The sequence below is a fragment of the Erythrobacter sp. NE805 genome, from assembly GCF_046452355.1.
GTDB lineage: Bacteria > Pseudomonadota > Alphaproteobacteria > Sphingomonadales > Sphingomonadaceae > Erythrobacter.
On the sequence record NZ_JBKFDI010000001.1, the window covers coordinates 692715 to 713419 of the forward strand.

At 68.0% G+C, this 20705-nt stretch carries 21 protein-coding genes and 2 tRNA genes; 11 read left to right on the top strand and 12 right to left on the bottom strand.

The window, feature by feature from the left end; translation table 11 throughout:
* Positions 1-24: 24 nt before the first annotated feature.
* The 4 genes from ACLBKU_RS03135 to ACLBKU_RS03150 all read right to left on the bottom strand — a co-directional run bounded on the left by ACLBKU_RS03135 (position 25) and on the right by ACLBKU_RS03150 (position 2624).
* Positions 25-100 (bottom strand) — tRNA-Thr (locus tag ACLBKU_RS03135).
* A 388-nt stretch (positions 101-488) separates the two neighbouring features.
* Positions 489-1727, bottom strand: coding sequence for a DUF1566 domain-containing protein (locus ACLBKU_RS03140; protein WP_410178078.1), 1239 nt, complete (start codon positions 1725-1727; stop codon positions 489-491).
* Positions 1728-1730: 3 nt separating this feature from the next.
* Entirely contained in the window at positions 1731-2171 is a 441-nt protein-coding gene (locus ACLBKU_RS03145; protein ID WP_410178079.1) for a MarR family winged helix-turn-helix transcriptional regulator, read from the bottom strand.
* A 379-nt stretch (positions 2172-2550) separates the two neighbouring features.
* Positions 2551-2624: transfer RNA gene (locus tag ACLBKU_RS03150), tRNA-Cys, on the bottom strand.
* Between the two features lie 279 nt (positions 2625-2903).
* Between ACLBKU_RS03150 and ACLBKU_RS03155 the strand changes: the two genes are divergently transcribed.
* Positions 2904-3683, top strand: a complete 780-nt coding sequence (locus ACLBKU_RS03155; protein ID WP_410178080.1) for an acyl-CoA thioesterase — start codon at positions 2904-2906, stop codon at positions 3681-3683.
* A 127-nt stretch (positions 3684-3810) separates the two neighbouring features.
* On the top strand, positions 3811-5199 hold the full coding sequence (locus tag ACLBKU_RS03160; protein WP_410178081.1) for a tetratricopeptide repeat protein: 1389 nt from the start codon (positions 3811-3813) through the stop codon (positions 5197-5199).
* 20 nt (positions 5200-5219) lie between these two features.
* On the opposite strand, the gene ACLBKU_RS03165 is transcribed toward ACLBKU_RS03160, so the two are convergent.
* The 7 genes from ACLBKU_RS03165 to ACLBKU_RS03195 all read right to left on the bottom strand — a co-directional run bounded on the left by ACLBKU_RS03165 (position 5220) and on the right by ACLBKU_RS03195 (position 9776).
* Positions 5220-6050: a crotonase/enoyl-CoA hydratase family protein gene (locus ACLBKU_RS03165; protein WP_410178082.1), complete on the bottom strand. Its 831-nt coding sequence runs from the start codon at positions 6048-6050 to the stop codon at positions 5220-5222.
* Between the two features lie 85 nt (positions 6051-6135).
* Positions 6136-6525 carry a hypothetical protein gene (locus tag ACLBKU_RS03170; RefSeq protein ID WP_410178083.1) on the bottom strand — a complete coding sequence of 130 codons (390 nt, stop codon included), beginning with the start codon at positions 6523-6525 and terminating at the stop codon, positions 6136-6138.
* Positions 6522-6950 carry a JAB domain-containing protein gene (locus ACLBKU_RS03175; RefSeq protein ID WP_410178084.1) on the bottom strand — a complete coding sequence of 143 codons (429 nt, stop codon included), beginning with the start codon at positions 6948-6950 and terminating at the stop codon, positions 6522-6524. Before ACLBKU_RS03175 ends, ACLBKU_RS03170 begins: the two co-directional genes overlap by 4 nt.
* A gap of 13 nt (positions 6951-6963) precedes the next feature.
* Positions 6964-7470: a hypothetical protein gene (locus ACLBKU_RS03180; RefSeq protein ID WP_410178085.1), complete on the bottom strand. Its 507-nt coding sequence runs from the start codon at positions 7468-7470 to the stop codon at positions 6964-6966.
* 3 nt (positions 7471-7473) lie between these two features.
* Positions 7474-7818, bottom strand: coding sequence for a hypothetical protein (locus ACLBKU_RS03185; protein WP_410178086.1), 345 nt, complete (start codon positions 7816-7818; stop codon positions 7474-7476).
* A gap of 25 nt (positions 7819-7843) precedes the next feature.
* Entirely contained in the window at positions 7844-8449 is a 606-nt protein-coding gene (locus tag ACLBKU_RS03190; RefSeq protein ID WP_410178087.1) for a hypothetical protein, read from the bottom strand.
* 127 nt (positions 8450-8576) lie between these two features.
* Positions 8577-9776: an LL-diaminopimelate aminotransferase gene (locus ACLBKU_RS03195; RefSeq protein ID WP_410178088.1), complete on the bottom strand. Its 1200-nt coding sequence runs from the start codon at positions 9774-9776 to the stop codon at positions 8577-8579.
* Between the two features lie 161 nt (positions 9777-9937).
* On the opposite strand from ACLBKU_RS03195, the gene ACLBKU_RS03200 reads away from it, so the two are divergent.
* The 7 genes from ACLBKU_RS03200 (at position 9938) to ACLBKU_RS03230 (ending at position 17012) form a co-directional block, all read left to right on the top strand.
* Positions 9938-11848, top strand: coding sequence for a PHA/PHB synthase family protein (locus ACLBKU_RS03200; protein WP_410178089.1), 1911 nt, complete (start codon positions 9938-9940; stop codon positions 11846-11848).
* Between the two features lie 147 nt (positions 11849-11995).
* Positions 11996-12895, top strand: a complete 900-nt coding sequence (locus tag ACLBKU_RS03205; protein ID WP_410178090.1) for a phasin family protein — start codon at positions 11996-11998, stop codon at positions 12893-12895.
* A 299-nt stretch (positions 12896-13194) separates the two neighbouring features.
* Positions 13195-13572, top strand: a complete 378-nt coding sequence (gene clpS, locus ACLBKU_RS03210; RefSeq protein ID WP_410178987.1) for an ATP-dependent Clp protease adapter ClpS — start codon at positions 13195-13197, stop codon at positions 13570-13572.
* Positions 13573-13585: 13 nt separating this feature from the next.
* Positions 13586-14092: a DUF427 domain-containing protein gene (locus ACLBKU_RS03215; RefSeq protein ID WP_410178091.1), complete on the top strand. Its 507-nt coding sequence runs from the start codon at positions 13586-13588 to the stop codon at positions 14090-14092.
* Between the two features lie 104 nt (positions 14093-14196).
* A complete protein-coding gene (locus ACLBKU_RS03220; RefSeq protein ID WP_410178092.1) occupies positions 14197-15441 on the top strand; it encodes an LptF/LptG family permease in 1245 nt (414 codons plus the stop codon).
* 3 nt (positions 15442-15444) lie between these two features.
* Complete coding sequence (gene lptG / locus ACLBKU_RS03225; protein WP_410178093.1) at positions 15445-16551, top strand: LPS export ABC transporter permease LptG; 1107 nt, start codon at positions 15445-15447, stop codon at positions 16549-16551.
* On the top strand, positions 16548-17012 hold the full coding sequence (locus tag ACLBKU_RS03230; RefSeq protein ID WP_410178094.1) for a GNAT family N-acetyltransferase: 465 nt from the start codon (positions 16548-16550) through the stop codon (positions 17010-17012). The genes lptG and ACLBKU_RS03230 overlap by 4 nt, the downstream gene beginning before the upstream one ends.
* Positions 17013-17054: 42 nt before the next feature.
* Here ACLBKU_RS03230 and ACLBKU_RS03235 read toward each other — a convergent pair whose 3' ends face one another.
* Entirely contained in the window at positions 17055-18155 is a 1101-nt protein-coding gene (locus tag ACLBKU_RS03235; protein WP_410178095.1) for a fatty acid desaturase family protein, read from the bottom strand.
* 145 nt (positions 18156-18300) lie between these two features.
* Here ACLBKU_RS03235 and ACLBKU_RS03240 point away from each other — a divergent pair, with 145 nt between their 5' ends.
* On the top strand, positions 18301-19476 hold the full coding sequence (locus ACLBKU_RS03240) for an N-acetyltransferase (RefSeq protein ID WP_410178096.1): 1176 nt from the start codon (positions 18301-18303) through the stop codon (positions 19474-19476).
* A gap of 414 nt (positions 19477-19890) precedes the next feature.
* On the top strand, positions 19891-20691 hold the full coding sequence (locus ACLBKU_RS03245; RefSeq protein ID WP_410178097.1) for a response regulator: 801 nt from the start codon (positions 19891-19893) through the stop codon (positions 20689-20691).
* Positions 20692-20705: the final 14 nt, after the last annotated feature.

Consider the following 20705-nt stretch of genomic DNA (forward strand, 5'->3'; position numbering starts at 1 on the left):
CGGCGATGTCAGGAAACAGGCGAGTGGTGCCGCTTACGTGACTCGAACACGTGACCCCATCATTACGAATGATGTGCTCTACCGACTGAGCTAAAGCGGCATCCTCGCGTCCGGACCTAGATCGGGTGGTCCGCTCGCGCAATGCGAAGGTATCAAATCTCAGCGGAAGCCCCTCAAGCTATCGCTGATATCAAACAGATTCTTCGAACCTGGGGCGGAGCCGATTGCATCAGTTTCCCCTCATTTCAACATAATTTTTCGAGCACGCCTGTCGCTGGGAACTGCCAATCGACGGATGATCCAGATATTCAAGGCTTTTGTCGTAGCGCCAAGGAAGCTTGAGCCCGACCCGATGCGCCAGCACTCGAAGGCTCGATGAAAGCGCCGAGAATCCGGGTCTTTTGTGCAGCAGCGACGATTCTCAATGCGTGCTCTCTAGCCCCCCTCCAGGCACGACTTCTGATCCGATCAGTTCACCATGACCTTGCCTACAAGAGTTTCGCCGGTGCGTCCTCGTCTCGCACGCACAGACCGAGGTGGCGGCCGCGTACGTCATCGTGTTGCGGCCCGAAGCCGTTGGGGAACGTCGCCGTGCCAATATCCTTCGGATCGCTGCGCATCGCACCGGCCCCATGGGCATCGACCCAGCGGCGCTGCCCGGATCCGGGCGGCAACTCCATATAGCCGAGGGCAGGACCGATGGCGGCGTAGACTGCAAGCTCACCCCGGCGTGTGAAGGGACGATCAGCCACTTCGGGCCCGGGCGGCGCTTCAAGATGAGTGGTGGACGACCACAGATAGGCTGCCGTGTCAGAGAGGACGAAACGCGGATCGATGGCCGGGCTGCGCGTGTAATCGACGATCGAATGCAGCTCCTTGGCGTTCGGAAGGCGCCAGTCCTTCGCGCCGCCCAAAGTGAGACCGTTGCAGTAGGCGAGCGCCTCTGCCCAGCTTCGCATCCTTCCATCATCGCGGCGCTGCCACATCAGCCCAGTGGCACGGTCACTTATCGTCTGCTCGCCGACGATGAAGGCGTTGATGCCATAGGCGCGCCCGCGCACGAGCCGAACAGCAAGTCGGTTCGGGCTCTGCATCCGGTTGGCAGGGTCCATCACAGGATAGCCCTTGATCCGGCCATCGGCGAAGTTAACGCCGAAGACCGTCTCGTCACGCCCCATGGTCAGACCCACGTAGCGGGTTGCACTCCACTCCTGGACGTCGATCGGACGGCGTCCACGCGCGGCATCACCAAGCCCTGTGCCGTTTCCGTAGCGGAACCTGAAGACCGTCGTGTCCAGGTAGGGGCGCGAAGTGGCGGGGTCACCGCTATAGCTGCCACGGTAATCAATCAGCGAGTAGAGCTCACGGATCGTCGGCACACGCCAATCCGAGTAGCCGCCCAGACGGCTGCTGCGGGCAAAGGCCTGTGTCTCGGCGAAAGTCATCGGGGAACTTGGGGCTTGCGACCACATCAGTCCGGTGACCTCATCCGAGACCGTGCCGTTGCCATTGGCGACATAGACCGGGTCATGGCCGCGATGCGCTGCATCCTGACCTTCGCCTGAAGCGCTCGCGCAGTCGACCCGCGTCCCGGTCGCCGTATAGCAGGCGTCCTGCCCGGTCCCGACAATGGGATACCACGCAGGGCCCGAGAGATTGGCGGGCGCTGCCGATCCGCAGGTGAGGATTGCGGAAAACACCAGGACAGCACGCTTAAGCTGCATCATTGCTCACCTTTTTTGCAGAGTTTCGTGAGGGGCGCGGCCGCCCAACGCGTCGCGTGCCCGCAGCGCCGCCCCGCCGAGTCCGTGTTGCAGTTCAGGCCCGAGTATCTCGCGCAGCGCGTCCTCGACCCGAGACCAGGCTTGCTCGATCTTGGGCACAAGCGCCGCACCGCTATCGCTGAGCCTGACGAGAGAGCGTTTCCTGCCCTCAGCGTGCTGCCGATCGACCAGCCCTTCCCGCACGAGGCGCTCGATCATGACCGTCATCGAAGGCCGGGAGACAGCAAATGCCTTGGCAAGGGCAGCCTGCGATATCGGCCCGGAACCACCAATCGCCACGATGATGCGAGCCTGACGCGGTTGAAGTCCGGTGCAGCCCAATTCCTTGCGCACCATATCCTCGATGAGGTGGGCCGCATGAAGGACAGGGTGGAAACTCCAATGCATGCGACACTAATGTTAGATATCTAACAAAGAGTCAACCCGGCGTTCGTCCGCAATGCATGGGACATAACCGCGCTTCATCTGGCGGCAGCCGGCCCTCACCGTGCACTTCATGAAGCTCGCCTTCCGTGATCGTGAGATCGGCGCCAGCGCTGTCGAGGGGATTGTCGCGGATCTGAGGCGGAGCATTCCCGCTGAAGCGCAGCTACTGGTTCGGCAGCCTTGGTCTGACAGTCTGTCGCGAGGAGTGGCAATAGACGGTCCTGGCGAGGGACCCCACGTATTCCAGTGGCTAAGCTTTGAATGACGAGCGGCGTTTAGCGCTCGCGAGCTGCCCCCTCGTTCGAAAAATGAGAAGAGCTCGCTGAAATCTGACAAAAGGTGGAGGCCCGAGCCGGAATCGAACCGGCGTATACGGATTTGCAGTCCGCTGCGTCACCACTCCGCCATCGGGCCGAGCCTTCCGGGAGCAGTGTCCCGGTCGGAGCGCGGGCACTAGCGATTCGACAGGGCAAAGGCAATGCGAGATTGGGATCCCGCTGACGCGCGGGCAGACCCCCCACCCCGCCTCCCCACCCGGCCACCAATGATACCATCAGGCTATGGTGGCCGGGTGGGGAGGCGGGGTGGCCAAAGAAGCGGAAGGTCTGCGCCACCGAAAGTGGCCGCCGAACCGGAATCCCTTCCGCTACGTCAGTCTGGACGGGGCCTCGCGCGCGCGGCAAAGCGCGTGGCATGACCATCGCCAGCCTGCTCGAACCCGTCACCGGCCAGCCCGGCCCCGCGCGCCTCGCCCATGCCGCCGACTGGATGCAGGGGCGCACGCTCTACGGCGGCGCCTCGGCGCTCGTCGCCTACACCACGGCGGTGCGCGCCTTCCCGGGCCTGCCCCCGCTGCGCGCCGGGCAAGTCGCCTTCGTCGCGCCGGTGGGCGAGGACATCGAACTCACGGCCGAGATCGTCCGGCAGGGCCGCAACGTCACCCAGGTGAGGAGCGAGATCCACTGCGAGGGCCGCGTCGCCCTCACCGCCTTCTGGCTGTTCGGCGAAGGGCGCGAGGCGAACGCGCATCACCCCTCCGGCGGCCCCGAGGACTGGCCCGGCGCGCCCGAGGACAACGAGGTCGTCACCCACCAGTTCGCTCCCGCCTTTGTCGCCAAGAACTTCGAGCTGCGCCACGGTCAGCCGAAGGGCACCGACAAGGGTGCGACCGTGCGGCGCTGGGCGCGGCTCACCGAGGCGCACGATCTCGACCCCGTCTCCAAGCTCGTGCTGATGGGCGACGTCATGCCGCCCGGCGCGATGCGGGCGATGCAGCGGCTGGGCCCGATCAGCTCGATCAACTGGTCCTTCAACGTCCTCGAACCCGAGAGCCGCTCGCGCGACGGCTGGTATCTTGCCGAGAACGCCAGCCAGCACGCCGACGCGGGCTATTCCTCCGAGCGGCTGAGGATGTGGGACGTCGACGGACGGCAGGTGCTCGATGGCCTTCAATGCGTGGCTGTTTTCGGCTGAACAGGTCAGCCGGGGCGATCTTCGGCTGATTAAGCCCCCTCGCAATCGCCCCTAGCCGGGCGCGACGGTCTCTTAAGCCGCAGGTTAAATAATCTCCCCATCGCGACACAGCACTCAGGGGAGCCGCATGACCCATCCCGCACCAGACCACGCCTTCGCCCGCACCATGCTCGAGGAGGCGCTGCAATTGCAGGAGGCCGGCAACCTCGCCGCCGCCGAGCCCCGCTATCGCATGGTTGTCGAGCAGGGTTACCGCGTGCTCGAGGTGCTGCCGATCCTCGCCTGCCTCGTCGCCCTGCGCGGCGCCGACGACGAGGCGCTCGCGCTGTGGGACGCGGTGCTGGCGCTCTCCCCCGACCATGCCGTCGCGCATCACGAGAGGGGCCTGATCCACGCCCGCGCGGGCCGTTTCGAGCCTGCCATCGCCGCGCTCCGGGCAAGCTGCGCCGCCGACCCCACCGACCCGGTCGTCGCCAACAACCTTGCGGTGACCCTCGCCGATGCCGGGCGCAAGAGCGAGGCGCTCGAGCAGTTCGCCCGCGCGCTCGCCCTGAACCCCGGCAATATCCACATCGAGCACCAGATCCGCCGCCTCAGCGCCGAGATGGTGCCCTTCTGGCACGTGCCGATGCTCAACGACACGCGCCGCAACGATGCCTTCGAGGCGGCGATCCGCGCCGCCCTTGCCAAAGCCGGGCCCGATGCGCGGGTGCTCGACATCGGGACGGGGAGCGGGCTCCTCGCGATGATGGCGGCGCGCGCGGGGGCGAGGCACGTGACCGCCTGCGAGATGGTCCCGATCATCGCCGCGATGGCGCGCCGGATCATCGCCGACAACGGCTACGACCGGCAGATCGCGGTCCACACCCTCGCCTCGAGCGAACTCAGCGTCGGCGAGCATCTCGACGAGCCGGCCGACATCCTCGTCTCGGAAATCCTCTCGAGCGACCTCCTCACCGAGCGCGTGCTCGACACCTTCGAGGACGCCCATGCGCGCCTCCTCAAGCCCGGTGCGATCGTCATTCCGCGCGCCGCCGCGGCGATCGGCTGCCTCGTCGAGAGCGCGACCCTCGCCGACTACGTCTTCGTCCAGGAGGTCTCGGGTTTCGACGTCGCGCGCTTCGGCGCGCTGGCCGCGCCCAAGCTGCCAATCCACGGTACCATGACCGACTGGAAGCGCCTCTCGGAGGATGTCGAGCTGCTGCGCGTCGACCTCACCGCGCGCGCCCATCCGAGCGACCTCCAGCTGCTCAGCATCCGCGTCACCGCGGACGGCATCGCGGCGGGGATCGTCCAGTGGATGCAGGTCGATCTTGCCGAGGGGATCACCTTCGACAACCACCCCGACGGCTATACCGACGGCGGGTGGCTCCAGGTGCTCCACGCCTTCCCCGCGCCGCTCGCGGTCAGGGCGGGCGACGTGCTGCACCTCGCGGTCGGCCATGACCGGGTGACGCTCATCATCCGCCCGCTGGAAGTCGCCTCGGCCTTCGCCGCCCGCGCGCAGGTCGCCTGACGCGCGAGCGGGGGCGGGGCTCAGACGTCCTCGAAGTTCGGCTTCCTGCGCTCCATCTCGGCCATCACCGCCTCGATCTGGTTGCGGGTGCGCATGATCGCGTGCTGCTCGATGCTTTCCTCGAGCAGGATCGCATCGGTCTCGCGCTCGTGCATCCCGGCATGGAGGCGCTTGGCGGCGCGGATCGCGTGGGGGTTCTTGAGCGCAATCTGGCGCGCGATGGCGAGCGCACGCTCGCGCGGGTTCTCGTCGAGATAGGTCGCAAGGCCCAGCGTCTGCGCTTCGGCTCCGGTGAACTCTCGATTGGTGTAGACGAGCTCGCGCAGCACGTCGTCGCGCACCAGCCCGCGCCACAGGGCATAGCCGCCCATGTCGGGGACGAGGCCCCACTTCATCTCCATGACCGCCATGCGCGTTTCCGGGTGGACGATGCGGATGTCCGCGCCGCTCGCGATCTGGAGGCCCCCGCCGAAGCACACGCCGTGGACCGCGGCGATCACCGGCACCGGGAGCTTCCTCCACTGCATCGCCACCTGCTGCGGGCGGTTGGCATTGCCGTAGGTGCGCTCGGTGAGGGCGGGTTCGTCCTCGGGGGGCTTCCTCGAGAAGTTCGACAGGTCGAGCCCGGCGCAGAACGCCCGTCCCTCGCCCGAGAGCACCACCGCGCGCAGGCCCTTCATCTGGTGGAGCGTGTGGCCCGCCTCGATGATCCGCTGAAACATCTCGGGATCGAGCGCGTTCATCTTGTCGCCGCGCACGAGGCGGACCTCGGCGACGCCGTCCTCCCCGAGCGCGATGGCGACGCGGTCGTTGGCGATCGTGGTGGGAGCGGCGTAGACTTGGGCGGACATGCGTGTGATCCCTCGAAGGCTGATGCGCGCGAGATTGGCGGATCGCCCGCGCCCTGTCCAGACAGGCTTTCGTTCGCGGCGGGGGCTAGGAAAGGCGCGCGGCGGGGATCACCCCCGGCACCGCGCGCACGGCGAGCTGGTAGCCTCCCTCCGGCCGGGCCGCGATCAGCCCCGCAAGGCCGAAGCCCGCGAGCTTGTCGGCGAGCCTTCGGACCTGGTCGGCGATGTCGCCAAGCTCGCAACCGAAGCGCACCCGCAACAGGTCGGCGGTCAGCGCCGTGTCCGCGACCAGCGCGCCGGGGCGCTCGGCGAGGCGCCAGAGGATCGCGAACTCGCGCGGCTGGAGCCCCAGCCAGCGGTCCTCGACCCGGCCGTCGTGGTGGAACAGGTCGAGCGTGAGGTCGCCCGCCTCGCGGAAGCGCGTGGTGGTCCCCTCGGCGAGGAGGTAGTGGCCGAGGCCGGGGAGCGCGTTCACAGCAGGCCTCCCGCGCGCATCGAATAGACCTCGTGCGGGGTGAAGATCAGGTGGTCGATCAGCGCGATGTCGAGCGCCCGCGCAACCTCGGCAAGGCGGCGCGTGGCGGCGATGTCGCAGCCGCTCGGGCGGCAATGGCCCGAGGGGTGGCTGTGCGCGAGGATGAGGCCCGCCGCATCGAATCGCAGCGCCTCGCCGAGCAGCGCGCGCATGCTGAGCGTGAGGGTGCCGACCGAGCCGATGCCGCAAGGCGCGTCGCCGAGCCAGCCGCGCGCGCCGTCGACGAAGATCGCGTGCCCGCGCTCGTGGGTCGCGGGCGGGGCGAGCACGACGCCCTTGAGATAGGCGATCATCGCGCCGGTGCGCTGCTCGGGCGCGCGCGCGGCCGCGGGGGCGGCAGGACGGGCCGGGGTCAGGAGCGCCACGCGCCCGCCCCCCTCATGCGCGCCACCATTGCGGCGCCTGCCAGCCCAGCCGCCATTCGCGATAGGGCCCGAAGCGGCGCTGGCGCGCGGTATGGCGCGCAAAGCCGCCCAGCAGCAGCAGCAGCTGGCAATAGGACGGCCCGATCACGAGCACCGCGTAAGCGAATGGCGAGACGTCGTGGACCAGCGCCTTGACCAGGTGCGCGACCACCGCGACCAGCTGGAATCCCGCGATCCATAGCGGGTAATTGCGGTTGGCATTGAGCGCGATCGCGGTGAACAGCGCGGCGGCGAGGACGTCGAGCCCGATGTAGAGCGGCGCGTAGGGGCTCGCCTCGGCGGCCCAGATGCCGAGCGCGTCGAAGACATACATCGGGGCGATCATGGTCGCGAGGAACGCGCCCATCAGCCACCGCTCCGGGGCTCCGCCCCAGCGCCAGATCGCCGCTGCGAGCAGGACGCTGGCAAGATGCTGGGCGGAGACCCGGTAGGCGTTGAACCATTCGACCCAATCACCCATCGATCAGGCCTGGACCCGGTCCTTCGGCGCCGGCATGGCATCGAGCGCCGAGGGCGTGATGACGGTCGGCACGCCGCTGTCGCCGCCGGCGTGGACCTCGGCGACCTTGCTGAGTTCGTCGTGGACGCGCAGCAGGTTGGTCGACATCGCGAGCGCCTGGCTTTCGGCCTCGGTGAGGCGCAGCAGCGCGCGCTGGCCGGTGTGGACTTCGACCACCGGGTTCTGCCGCGCGGCGAGCATCGCCTGCTTGAGGCGCGCCATCGCGATGATCGCCTCGTCCGCGAGCGCCTCTGCCTCGCGGATCAGCTTCTTCAGATTGTGGGCATCGGCAAGAATGCGGTTTTCCATCGATGTTCTCCAGCGCCGCCGGTGCTCACCCGGCGACGACCCCTGGTTCCCCGGAGTAGGTGGCCTTGCCTTCCGTCGCCGCACTGAGGGTCACCGCCGCCGTCACCGCGAGGATCACGGCAGCGAGCACACCCGATGCAATCCCGATGATTGCCCCAAGCCGAAACAGGACGGCATGCTCACCATCGAGCACTCCGGGGACGACCTTCGGCTCGCCCGGCTTCAGCCACGGTGCCTGTTCTATGAGCGGCATCGCGTCGCTGAGGACCAGGTGGCCCGGATCGTCCCGCCGCTGGAAATCGGCCAGATCAGTCGCCGGGTTAACCTGAGAAAATATGTATGCAGATTCGCTGAAGACCTGCGACGGGCCGGGTTCGCCGGCCGCTCCGGCGGAGCCGTCGGGCGCGGCGTCGGCGGCCTCGCGGCGGGGCCGGGTGGCACGGTAGTTCTCGACCAGCTCGCCGAGGCTCGCGGCCGCGTAGAAGTCCTTCAGGGCGCGGATATGCTGGTTGATCCGGGTCTCGGATACGCCGAGTTCCGTGGCGATCACCTTGATCGGCACGCGCCGGTCGATGCGCTCCATCACGGCACGTTGCCTGTCGGTCAGCCGACGAGCGGCTCCGGACGCCATGTACCCCTCCCTGTGCGATTCACCCGATTTGTAACACTCTCGTATTCGATTCTGGACGACTCGTTAATCAAATTCGGACTAAATCGATCCAATTTGATCTCGCGCAAATTTCCGGGCGACCGCCCCCTCACGCCGCCGAGCTGTTGACTCCCACCGATTGCAGATACCGCTTGATGTTGCGCGCAGCCTGGCGGAGCCGCTGCTCGTTCTCGACCATCGCGATCCGCACATAGCCCTCGCCGTTCTCGCCGTAGCCGACGCCCGGCGCGACCGCGACCTGCGCCTGGGTGAGGAGCTGCTTGGAGAATTCGAGGCTCCCCATCGACTTCAGCGCCGGGGGGAGCGGGGCCCAGGCGAACATCGAGGCGGGCGGCGGCGGGATCTCCCAGCCGGCGCGCCCGAAGGCCTCCACCATCACGTCGCGGCGCTTGTGGTAGAGCTCGCGGTTGCTCTCGATGATGTCCTGCGGGCCGTTCAATGCCGCGCAGGCCGCCGCCTGGATCGGGGTGAAGGCCCCGTAATCGAGGTAGGACTTGACCCGCGTCAGTGCCGCGATGAGCTGGCGGTTGCCGACCGCGAAGCCCATCCGCCAGCCCGCCATCGAATAGGTCTTGGACATCGAGGTGAACTCGATCGCGACGTCCTTCGCGCCCGGCACCTCCATGATCGAGCGGGTCGGCTTGCCGTCGAAATAGAGCTCGGAATAGGCAAGGTCGCTGACGACCCAGACCTGGTTCTCCTTCGCCCAGGCGACCAGCCGCTCGTAGAACGGCAGCTCGACCGTCTCGGCGGTGGGGTTCGAGGGGTAGCTCACGACCAGCACCGAGGGGCGCGGAACGGTGTAGTTCATCGCCCGCTCGAGCGATTCCCAGTAGTGCTCGTCGGGCGTCGTCGGCACCGAGCGGATCGTCGCCCCGGCAATGATGAAGCCGAAGGTGTGGATCGGGTAGGAGGGATTGGGCGCGAGCACCACGTCGCCCGGCGCGATGATCGCGGTGGCGAGGCTCGAGAGGCCCTCCTTCGAGCCCATCGTCACCACCACCTCCGTCTCGGGATCGAGCTCCACCCCGAAGCGGCGCGCATAGTAGCCCGCCTGGGCACGGCGCAGGCCGGGGATGCCCTTGGACTGCGAATAGCCGTGCGCATCGGGCTTGGCGGCAACCTCGCACAGCTTGTCGATGACGTGCTGCGGCGGGGGCTGATCGGGGTTACCCATGCCGAGGTCGATGATGTCCTGGCCGGCGAGACGGGCTGCATGACGCATGGCGTTCACCTCCGCGATCACGTAGGGGGGCATCCGCTTCATGCGATAGAACTGGTCGTTCATGGCCGTCATTACCTCGTCACGCGCGGCAGTGATGCAGCCGCTGCAACTCTTCCCTAGGCGAAGAGGGCGTTGGCTGGAAAGCGGGTTTTCGGCAAGTTGCGGTGGCGGTCGATTGGCGGCAGTATCGCCACAAGGCCGATGCGAAGGGACGATTGCGGGCGATGGCACAGGATGGCGACCTGATGGCGACAGCGGGCGAGGGGCTGAAGGGCTTTCTCGCAATGCAGGGCGAGGCGTTTCGCGGGATGATGGGCGGGGCGGGGCTCGAGGCGCTGCTCGGCCAGGGTGCGGACGCGGGCGAGATGACCGAGTGGGCGGCGAACGCGGCGCAGCTCCAGCAGCTGTGGCTCGACTTCGCGACCCACCAGACCGAGGCCGCGGCCGAGAAGGCGGCCAAGGGCCTCGCCGCCAGCCCGGTCGACCCGGCGCAATGGCTGCTCGTCTCGCAGGCGATGCTCGGCCAGATGCCCAAGGGGCTGTTCGCGGCCGCGGGCAAGCTCGCCGAGGGGCAGATGCAGCTGTGGTCGGGGGTGATGCAGAGCTTCGCCGCGGGCGCGACCGGGGGCAAGCTCGCCGAGGCGCCCGAGGCCGCCGCGCTCCCCAAGCACGACCGGCGCTTCGCCGACCCCGCGTGGCGCGAGCACCCGGCGTTCCTGCTGCTCCACCAGACCTACCTGATGCTCGCCGACTACTTCCGCACCGCGGTCAAGGGCATGGACGGGCTCGATCCGGTCAAGCGCCAGCAGCTCGAATTCGCGGTGACAGCGCTCGCCGAGGCGATGAGCCCGGACAATTTCGTGGCCTTGAACCCGGTGGTGCTGAAGCGCACCGTCGAGACGCGGGGCGCGAACCTCGTCAAGGGGATGCAGCACCTCGTCAATGACCTGAAGCGCGGGCAGCTCACCCACACCGACCCGGACGCCTTCCGCCTCGGCGAGAACCTCGCCGCGACGCCCGGCAAGGTGGTGCACGAGACGCCGCTCTACCAGCTCATCCAGTATTCCCCCTCGACCGAGGCGGTGCTCGAGGTGCCGCTGGTGATCTTCCCGCCGTGGATCAACCGCTTCTACATCCTCGACCTCACCCCCAAGAAGAGCTTCATCAAGTGGGCGGTCGATCAGGGGATCACGGTCTTCGTGGTCAGCTGGAAGAGCGCCGACGAGAGCATGGCCGAGGTGGTGTGGGACGACTACATCCGCAGCCAGATCGAGGCGATCGATCATGTCCGCGCGCGGCTCGACGTTCCGGCCGTCCACACCATCGGCTACTGCGTGGCAGGGACGACGCTCGCCGCGACGCTCGCGGTGCTGCACCGCCGGGGCGAGGCGGACAAGGTCAGATCCGCGACCTTCTTCACCGCGCAGGTCGATTTCGAGCGGGCGGGCGACCTCAAGCACTTCATCGACGAGGGCCAGCTCGAGATGATCGGGCAGCTCTCCCCGCAGGGCTATCTCGACGGGCGCTATCTCGCGGCGACCTTCAACGCGCTGAGGGGCCGCGACCTCATCTGGAACTATGTCGTCAACAACTACCTGCTGGGCGAGGACTACCCGGCCTTCGACCTGCTCCACTGGAACGGCGACGTCACCAACCTGCCCTCCAAGTGGCACAATGCCTACCTGCGCGACCTCTACCGCGACAACAAGCTGGTGGTGCCCGACGCGCTGTCGGCGGACGGCACGCCGATCGACTTGCGCCTCGTCGCCACGCCCACCTTCGTGCAGGCGGGGCGCGAGGACCACATCGCGCCGGCCGAGAGCGTGTGGCGGATCACCCGGCACTTCCGCGGGCCGGTCGAGTTCCTGCTGGCAGGCTCGGGGCACATCGCCGGGGTCGTCAATCCCCCGGCGGCGGGCAAGTACCAGTACTGGGTCGGCGACAGCGCCGCGCCTTCGCTGAAGGAATTCGTCGAAGGCGCGACCGAGCATCCGGGAAGCTGGTGGCCGCACTGGCTCGAATGGCTCCACAAGCAGTCCGACACGCGGGTGCCGGCGAAGGGCAAGCGGGTCCCGGGCAGCAAGGGCGACCGGGTGATCGAGGATGCGCCGGGGCGCTATGTGAAGACGCGCTGAGGGGCCTTCGTTCAGCAAGTACATCCAGCGCGCAGGATCAACTTGTTGAATCCGAAGCAAATCCAACAGGATTGTGCACTGCACAAAAAGACTTGACTTCGCATCCGCACTCACTATTTTGTGCAGTGCAACATGAAGCGAGGTCGTATGTCCGACGTTGAGAAGACTGCTGCTGCCGAGACCGCTCCGGTCGCCAAGGTGCCCGCCCCCGCGGTGAAGGCGCCCAAGCCTCCGGTCGCCAAGATCGATGCCGCCGCCGAGAAGGCCTATGCCGAAGCCGCCGCCAAGGCCGCGCCGGTGAAGGTCGCCCCGGCCAAGACCGTCGCGCCGAAGGTCGAAGCCGCGAAGGTCGAAGCCGCGCCGGCCGCCGCTCCCGTCCAGGGCCCCGCCGCCACCAAGGTTATCGCCGCTCCGAAGACAAAGACCCCGGTCGCCAGGAAGGCGCTGAAGGTCACCAAGGTCGCGGCCAAGACCGTCAAGAAGACGGCCACCAAGACCGCCGCCAAGCTCCCGGTCAGGAAGCCCGTGCTGGCCAAGGCGGGCGAACCCGCCGCTGCCCCCGCTGCGCCGAAGACCAACCCTGTCATCAAGCTCAAGGATACCGTCATGGAAACCGTCCAGAACACCGATCTCACCGCGACCGCCAAGAAGGCCTTCGCCGAAGCCCAGACCCGCGCCCAGACCGCCTATGCCAAGGGCACCGAGTTCGCCACCGAGGCGACCGAGTTCACCAAGGCGAACGTCGAAGCCGTCGTCGAGAGCAGCAAGATCTTCCTCGCCGGCGCGCAGGAACTGCTCAAGGACAATGTCGCGACCGGCAAGACCGTGGTCGAGACCGTCACCGAAGACGCCAAGAAGATCGCCGCCGTCAAGTCGCCGACCGAGCTGTTCCAGCTCCAGGGCGAGATCGCCCGTCGCAACTTCGACGCGGTCGTCGCCTACGGCTCGAAGCGCACCGAAGCCTGGGTGAAGCTCTACAACGACGCCTTCGCCCCGATCTCGAACCGCGTCAGCGTCGCGGTCGAGAAGGTGAAGACCGCCGCGTAATCCGAGGAATTCTCCGACCGGGCCTCTCTCCTCTCTCTCCCAACCCGGTCCACGAGAGCGCGCCGCAAGGCGCTGGCCCGAGCAAGCCCTGCTTGCTCGGGCCTTTTTCTTGCTCGCAGCATGAAGCCCACCCCGCTGCGACTAGGCGGCAGCGCCGCCAAGTCTCGCTCCCCTCCCGCTTGCGGGAGGGGCCGGGGGTGGGCCCGACAGGCCAAATGTTTCGCACCTATCGCTTGCACCCTGCGGAGCGAATCCCATAATGGAGGGCCATGCCCACACCCGTGCCCTCGACCTGCGCGATGCGCGACGTGCTGCCTCGCTGGCAGCCGCTCGCCGTGCGCGCCGCCGAGGACGAGGATTCCGACAAGGACGGCGGCGGCCAGAACCAGGTCGGGGTTGCCACCAAGACCCGCGCCAAGCCCAAGAAGCCGAGCCAGTACAAGGTGCTGATGCTCAACGACGACTACACCCCGATGGAATTCGTGGTGCTGGTGCTCAAGCGCTTCTTCGCGATGGACCTCGAACAGGCGACCCGGGTGATGCTCCACGTCCACCAGCGCGGCGTCGGGGTGTGCGGGATTTTCACCTACGAAGTCGCCGAGACCAAGGTGAACCAGGTGATGGACTTCGCGAGGGCGAACCAGCACCCGCTCCAGTGCACGCTCGAAAAGGCGTGAGCGCGGCGGGCTGATGCGCCAGCCGCACCACCCCGAGCCCGATCCTGTCCTCCCCGGGCAGGAGAGCGTCTGGCACTACCCCCGCCCCGCCATCGCAGAACCGACCGCCCGGCACATCCGCATCGTCCACAAGGGCGTGACCCTCGCCGACAGCCGCGCCGCGTGGCGCACGCTCGAGACCTCGCACCCGCCGACCTACTACCTGCCGCAAGCCGACATCGCGATGGCGCATCTCGTCTCCAACCCCGTACGCTCGATCTGCGAATGGAAGGGGCAGGCGACCTATTGGGACGTGGGCGTAGCCGGCGAGCGCATCGCCGCGGCCGGCTGGTCCTACCCCTCGCCCACCCCGGCCTTCGCCGGCATCGCGGGCCATATCGCCTTCTACGCCGCGCCCTTCGACGAAGTCACCGTCGACGGCGAGCAGGTCATCCCCCAGCCCGGCGGCTTCTACGGCGGGTGGATCACCTCGCGCGAGGCCGGTCCCTTCAAGGGGATCCCCGGCAGCCGCTTCTGGTAAATCCGGGGCTAAGGCACGCACCGGCACAGCAATTGGGGACATGACGCGGGCCCGCCAAAGCGCTAGGGCTTGGGCGCCATCGCGAACCGACGGACCGACACCTCTTGTTCAACCTCCTCCCCGCCATCGATCGCTACGTCCTGCGGCTCACGCTCGTGCCGATGCTCGGGGTCTTCGCACTCGCCGCCTCGCTGCTGATGCTCGACAAGATGCTGCGTCTGTTCGATTTCGTCGCGGTCGAGGGCGGGCCGGTGGCGGTGGTGTTCAAGATGCTCGGCGCGCTGATCCCCGAATATGCGAGCCTCGCGATCCCGCTCGGGCTGCTGCTCGGCGTGCTGCTCGCCTTCCGGAAGCTCGCCACCTCCTCCGAGCTCGACACGATGCGCGCGGTGGGCCTCTCCTACAACCGCCTGCTGCGCATGCCCTACGCGATCACGCTGGTGCTGGTCGCGATCAACGTCGCGCTGGTGTTCTACATTCAGCCGGTCAGCCGCTACTACTACGAGCAGATGGAGTACGAGCTGCGCTCCGGCGCACTCGGGGCCTCGATCAAGGTCGGCGAGTTCAACACCATCGGCGGCCGCATGGCGCTGCGCATCGAGGCGAGCGAGGACGAGGGTCGGAAACTGGTCGGCATCTTCGCGCGGGTCGCCAACAAGAAGGGCCAGGTGCTCAGCATCTCCGCGCGCGAGGGATCGTTTCTCGCCACCAAGGACAACCCGGACACGATCATCCTGCGCCTCACCGAGGGCACGATCATCCAGGATACCGGCATGAAGGGCCAGACCCCGCGGGTGCTCTCCTTCAGCCGCCACGACCTCCCCATCGACCTCCCCGCGATCGAGAAGTTCCGCGCCCGCGGCGACGAGACCCGCGAATACATCCTGCCCGAGCTGCTCCGGATCGGCTGGAGCAAGGCGAGCCCCGCCGAGGCGCGCGATGCGAGCGTCGCGAGCTTCAATTTCCGCCTCGTCGAAGTGGTGATGATGCTGCTGATGCCGCTGCTCGCGGTGGCGCTGGCGATCCCGCCCAAGCGTTCGACGAGCGCATTGGGCGTGTTCGTCTCGATCGTGATGGTGGTCGCCTATCACAAGGTCAACCAGTACGGCGAGGACGTCGCCGCGCTGGGCCGGCTCGATCCGGTGCTGGCGCTGTGGGTGCCCTTCGCGCTGTTCGCCGCGCTGATCCTGTGGATGTATTACCGCGTCGCCTATGTCCCCGGCGGGCAGGCGATCGGGGCGCTCGAGACCGCCTTCGCCAAGCTCGCCAAGCGCCTCGGCAAGCTCTTCGCGCGCCGCCAGCCGCGCGGGGCCGCGCCGCGCGCCGCCGAACCCGCCCCTGCGGAATAGCCCATGCAGCTCGACTTCTTTCCCTCGCGCACGCTGACCTTCTATCTCGCGAAGCTGTTCATCGTGCGCATCCTCGCGGTGCTGGTGATGCTGGTGCTGGTGCTGCTCGCATTGGACCTGCTCTCGGCGACGGGGGACATCCTCGCGGTGAAGGGGAACGGCCAGGCCGAGATCCTCAAATATGCGAGCCTGCGCGCGCCGCAGCTGGCGAGCCGCTTCCTGCCCTATTCGGTGCTGCTCGCGACGCTCATCACGCTCGTGACCCTCAACCAGAACAGCGAGGTGGTGGCGATGAAGGCCGCCGGGCTCTCGGCCCACCAGGTGCTCGCCCCGCTGCTGCTCACCTCCGCGCTCGTCGCCGCGGTGAGCTTCGGCTTCAACGAGCGGATCGTCACCCGCGCCAATGCGACGCTCGATGCCTGGGAGGCGGCGGACTACGGCCCGATCCCAAGGGCCGAGACCGCGGGCGGGGTGCGCTCCAACCTCTACCTCATCGACGGCGACAACATCCTCGCCGCGGCGACCATGTCGGGCACCGGCAGGGACATCGTGCTGACCGGCGTCACCTGGTACGCCCGCGCGCCCGGCGGGATCATCCGCGAGCAGATCCGCAGCCCGCGCGCGACCTACGCCGCGCCCGGCTGGCAGCTCGAGAACGCGGTGCGCTTCGACGTCGCGGGCGCGGTCACCGAGCGCTCGCCGGCGCTGGTGGTCGGCCGGGACCTCACCCCCGAACGCATCGGCCTCCAATCGGTCGACGCCGACGGGCAGAGCTTCTGGGAACTCAAGCAGTCGATCGACGCCTACGAGATCGCCGGGCGCAACACCGACGAGATGCGCGCGAACTGGTGGCACCGCCTCTCGGGGCCGCTCTCGGCGCTGCTGATGCCGCTGCTCGGCTCGGTCGCCGCCTTCGGGCTCGCCCGCTCGGGCCAGCTGTTCGTGCGCGCGATCATCGGCATGGCGCTGGGGTTCGCCTATTTCGTCGTCGACAATGCCGCGCTCGCGATGGGGAGCTTCGGCGGCTACCCCCCGTTGCTCGCCGCCTGGGCGCCCTTCGTGCTGTTCCTGCTGCTCGGCGAGACGGTGCTGATCCGGACCGAGGAGTGACACCGACAGGTGCGCGAGACTGGTCGCTTCGGCTGGCACGGGCCGAGGACGTCGAGGGGCTTCGCGCACTGCTGCCCGAAGCCGCCGACCCGGCGCGCCTGATCCGCCGGGGGCACAGCCTCGTCACCCATGTCGGCGAGGCGCTGGCAGGCGCGCTGCTCGCCCAGCCCTTCAGCCGCGAATTGCACCTGTGGCACCTTGCGGTCGCAGCGCCTTACCGCGGGCGCGGGATCGGCAGCGGGCTGGTGCGCGCCGCGCAGATCGATGCGCGCAACACCGGGATGAAGGCGCTCACCTGCACCACCGACCGCGAGAGCCGCGCGCGGTTCTTCGCGCGGCTCGGTTTCGAGGAAGTCACAGCGCTCGACGCGCATCTCAGGCTCTCCGGCGAACTCGCGGTGGAGGTCGACGACGGGCTCGACGCGCAGCAGCGCTGCGCGATGATCTGCTTTCTGGATTGAGGCTTCACCCACGCTCCCCGTCCCTACGGGATGGAGGAAGACTCAGGCGCGCCGCCCCATCGTGCTCTTGGCGATCCGGCCGACCAGCGTCAGCATCCCCGGGTGGTTCGCGCCCTCGTAGGTCGAGCCCGTTCCCAATTCGCGCACCAGCCGGCGGTGCGCCTCGGGGAGGTCGTGGTAGGGCATCGAGGGCATCAGGTGGTGGAGCGCATGGTAGCGCAGGCCCACCGGCGCCCAGATCTCGGCGGCGAGGCCCGGCGGGGGGACGTTGACAGAGTCGAGGAACTGCGCGGTCACCGTCATCGCCTCGCCCTCGTTCTCCCACAGGTGCGCGACCAGCGTCCTCAGCTGGTTGAGCACCGCGGCGAAGGAGAGGATCGCCATCGCGGTCGCGAGCGGCTCCCAGCCGAACACGAAGGCGCTCGCGATCAGCGCCATCGCCCACAGGCTCGCGCCCGCTTCCTGCCAGCGCACCCGCCCGGCGAAGTCGCCCTCGGGCGCCTTGCGGCGGAACTCGGGATTGATCGAGAGCGCGGAGAAGCGCTCCCAGACGAAGGTGCGCAGAGGCGGGATTATCAACCCGAGCGGATAGAGAATGCCGAAGCGCAGCAGCAGGCCCACCGGAAGCAGCATCGCCACGAGCACGAACAGCGGCAGGCTCCACGGCTTCATCAGCGCGAGCGGCAGGTATTCGGGGTCCTCCACCGTGCCGTATTGCGTGCGCTTGTGATGGATGGTGTGGACGCCCTCGTACATGAAGGAGGGGGTGAGCATCGGGATGCCGACGAGGAGGTTCCACGCCGTGCGGAAGCCCGGCAGGGCGTCGCGGTGGATGTGGGTCAGCTCGTGGATGAACATCAGCGCGCGGTAGAGCGCCAGCGCCGCAACCAGCCCGGCGGCAATCTTCACGCCGATGCTGCCCGAGGCGATCGCCACCGCGATGCCGGCATAGCCGATCCCGGCCGAGAGCAGCATATCGGGCCAGTAGATCGACGCCTTCGCCTCGCCGAGCCCCTTGGTGAGGTCGCGCGCGGCGCGCAGCATCGCCTTGTCGTCCTCGGCCATGAACTGGACGCGCGTCGCCCGCACCGCGACCGGTGCGGCGCCTGGGGGCTGGGAGGGGATGGTCTGGTGCAGGGTCATTCTCGGCATTTCCTGTGGGGCCGCCCTACCCGAAAACGGGCGCGCGGCCAAACGCGTGTTGTTGGTCAATGTGATCGACGGCCTTGCGCAGATGGCGCCGGCGCGACACAGACGCCTTGACCTGACGCAATACGAGGACGAGCGCGTGACGGATGTGGCGAGCCGCGAGGCCGAGATAGTGATCGTGCCGGTGACCGGCAAGCGCGGGCGCGAGGCCTTCGTCGACCTCGGGAGGGCATTCTCCGACCGCCTGCCCCATTTCGTCCCCCAGATCCGCGCCGAGCAGCTCGAACTCGTCGATCCGGGCAAGAACCCCTTCTTCGGCCATGCGCGGGTCCAACTGTTCATCGCCGAGCGGGCCTGCAAGCCGGTCGGGCGCATCTCCGCGCATATCGACGAACTCGCGCTCGCCATGCCCGCCGAACAGGGCTTCGGCCCCGGCACCGGCTTCTTCGGCTATTTCGACGCCGAGGACGAGAGCGTCGCCCGCGCGCTGCTGACGGCGGCGGAAGGCTGGCTGGTGGCCGAGGGCATGACCCGGGTGCTCGGCCCGATCTCGCTGTCGATCTGGGAGGAGCCGGGGCTGCTGGTGAAGGGGCAGGATCACGCACCGATGCTGCTGATGGGCCACCACCCTGCGCATTACGCCGCCTGGATCGAGGCGGCGGGCTATAGCCTCGCGAAGACGCTCTACACCTACGATCTCGACATCTCGAAGGCCTTTCCCCCGCTGGTGCAGCGGATCGTGCAATCGGGCCACAAGAACGCGCGGATCACCGTGCGCCCGGTGCGCAAGCAGGACTGGGACGCGGAGGTGGCGACGATCCTCGGCATCCTCAACGATGCCTGGTCGGACAATTGGGGCTTCGTGCCCTTCACGCCGGAAGAGGTCGCCTACGCCGGCAAGAAGCTGCGGCCGATCATCAAGGAGGACCTCAACATGGTCGCCGAGCTCGACGGGCGGCCGGTCGCCTTCATGCTGACCTTCCCCGACGTCAATGACGCGCTGGCGAGGATCAGGGGCAGGCTCTTCCCGTTCGGGTGGATCACCATGCTGCGCTGGCTGCGCTTCCCGAGGGGCGCGGGGATGCGCGTGCCGCTGATGGGGGTGGTCAAGGAGCTCCACAACTCGCGCCTCGCCAGCCAGCTCGCCTTCATGATGATCGAGGCGATCCGCCACAACGCGAACACGAAATACGGCTCGGTGCGCGGCGAGATCGGTTGGATTCTCGAGGACAACCAGGGAATGGTGGCGATCGCCGACACGATCCAGAGCAAGATCAACCGCGAATACGCGATCTACGGGAAGGGTTTGGGGTAAGCGATCGCGCTGACGCGCGATGCAGACCTCCCGCCCCGCCTCCCCACCCGGCCACCAATAGTACCACTATTCTGTGGTGGCCGGGTGGGGAGGCGGGGCGGGAGGTCTGCGCCACCAAAGGTGGCTCCAAAGAAAAAAGGCCTCCGTTGCCGAAACAACGGAGGCCTTTCGGGATCGTATCACCAGCCGCTTGGACGGGAGGGGGGTCTCGGCGGTGACAATTCCAGAATGATCGTCCGCAACGTCGGTTCCCGGACCGGCCGAAATTTTTTTCGCGGGCGCGGAACAGGAAGCGGGGCCGAGAGATTCCAGAGACTTGCGGGTAAGCCGCGACGGCGCGGGCGCGACATTGTATGGCTGCGAATCGGCAGTTCCGGCCAATCCGCCGGCTCACCGACCAGCGAAAGGTGCCCCATGTCCCTCGCCAGCCAGATCGCGGCCAACCTGCCCTTCCTGCGCCGCTACGCCCGCGCGCTGACCGGATCGCAGACCACCGGCGACGCCTATGTCCGCGAGATGCTCGAGGGCGCGCTCGCCGACGAGGAGCTGAAGGCGAGCCTCGCGGGCGGCCGCGTCCCGCTCTACCGCGCCTTCGGCAAGCTCTGGGCGAGCGCCTCGGCGGCGATGGCGGCGGTCCCGGCCGACGGCACCGCGACCAGCGAGCACGAGGCCGGCGCGCAGGCGCGGCTCGGGATCATCACCCCGCCCGCGCGCCAGGCACTGCTGCTCACCACGCTCGAGGATTTCACCATCCCCGAGGCCGCGGCGATCCTCGAGACCACCCCCGAGGCGGTCGCCGCGCTGGTCGCCGAGGCGATCGCCGAGATCGACCGCGAGCAGTCTACAGCCGTGCTCATCATCGAGGACGAGCCGCTGATCGCGATGCAGCTGGAGGACCTCGTCACCGGATTGGGCCACACCGTCAGCGGCACCGCGGCGACCCGCACCCAGGCCCGCGCCGCGGTCGCCGAGGCGATGCCGGGGCTGGTGCTCGCCGACATCCAGCTCGCCGACGGCTCCTCGGGATTGGACGCGGTGGACGACATCCTGAGCGTCGGCTCGATGCCGGTGATCTTCATCACCGCCTACCCCGAGCGCCTGCTGACCGGCGACCGGCCCGAGCCGACCTATCTGGTGACGAAGCCGTTCCAGGAAGCGACCGTGCGCGCGGCGATCAGCCAGGCGCTGTTCTTCGGGTCGACCAGGCCTCTTTGATCGCGTGCCACCTG

Bases quoted from the DNA above. Each gene is read 5' to 3' on its own strand.
- ACLBKU_RS03140 (WP_410178078.1), bottom strand. From the start codon at position 1,727: ATGATGCAGCTTAAGCGTGCTGTCCTGGTGTTTTCCGCAATCCTCACC.
- ACLBKU_RS03145 (WP_410178079.1), bottom strand. From the start codon at position 2,171: ATGCATTGGAGTTTCCACCCTGTCCTTCATGCGGCCCACCTCATCGAG.
- ACLBKU_RS03155 (WP_410178080.1), top strand. From the start codon at position 2,904: ATGACCATCGCCAGCCTGCTCGAACCCGTCACCGGCCAGCCCGGCCCC.
- ACLBKU_RS03160 (WP_410178081.1), top strand. From the start codon at position 3,811: ATGACCCATCCCGCACCAGACCACGCCTTCGCCCGCACCATGCTCGAG.
- ACLBKU_RS03165 (WP_410178082.1), bottom strand. From the start codon at position 6,050: ATGTCCGCCCAAGTCTACGCCGCTCCCACCACGATCGCCAACGACCGC.
- ACLBKU_RS03180 (WP_410178085.1), bottom strand. From the start codon at position 7,470: ATGGGTGATTGGGTCGAATGGTTCAACGCCTACCGGGTCTCCGCCCAG.
- ACLBKU_RS03185 (WP_410178086.1), bottom strand. From the start codon at position 7,818: ATGGAAAACCGCATTCTTGCCGATGCCCACAATCTGAAGAAGCTGATC.
- ACLBKU_RS03190 (WP_410178087.1), bottom strand. From the start codon at position 8,449: ATGGCGTCCGGAGCCGCTCGTCGGCTGACCGACAGGCAACGTGCCGTG.
- ACLBKU_RS03195 (WP_410178088.1), bottom strand. From the start codon at position 9,776: ATGAACGACCAGTTCTATCGCATGAAGCGGATGCCCCCCTACGTGATC.
- ACLBKU_RS03200 (WP_410178089.1), top strand. From the start codon at position 9,938: ATGGCACAGGATGGCGACCTGATGGCGACAGCGGGCGAGGGGCTGAAG.
- ACLBKU_RS03205 (WP_410178090.1), top strand. From the start codon at position 11,996: ATGTCCGACGTTGAGAAGACTGCTGCTGCCGAGACCGCTCCGGTCGCC.
- clpS (WP_410178987.1), top strand. From the start codon at position 13,195: ATGCGCGACGTGCTGCCTCGCTGGCAGCCGCTCGCCGTGCGCGCCGCC.
- ACLBKU_RS03215 (WP_410178091.1), top strand. From the start codon at position 13,586: ATGCGCCAGCCGCACCACCCCGAGCCCGATCCTGTCCTCCCCGGGCAG.
- lptG (WP_410178093.1), top strand. From the start codon at position 15,445: ATGCAGCTCGACTTCTTTCCCTCGCGCACGCTGACCTTCTATCTCGCG.
- ACLBKU_RS03235 (WP_410178095.1), bottom strand. From the start codon at position 18,155: ATGACCCTGCACCAGACCATCCCCTCCCAGCCCCCAGGCGCCGCACCG.
- ACLBKU_RS03245 (WP_410178097.1), top strand. From the start codon at position 19,891: ATGTCCCTCGCCAGCCAGATCGCGGCCAACCTGCCCTTCCTGCGCCGC.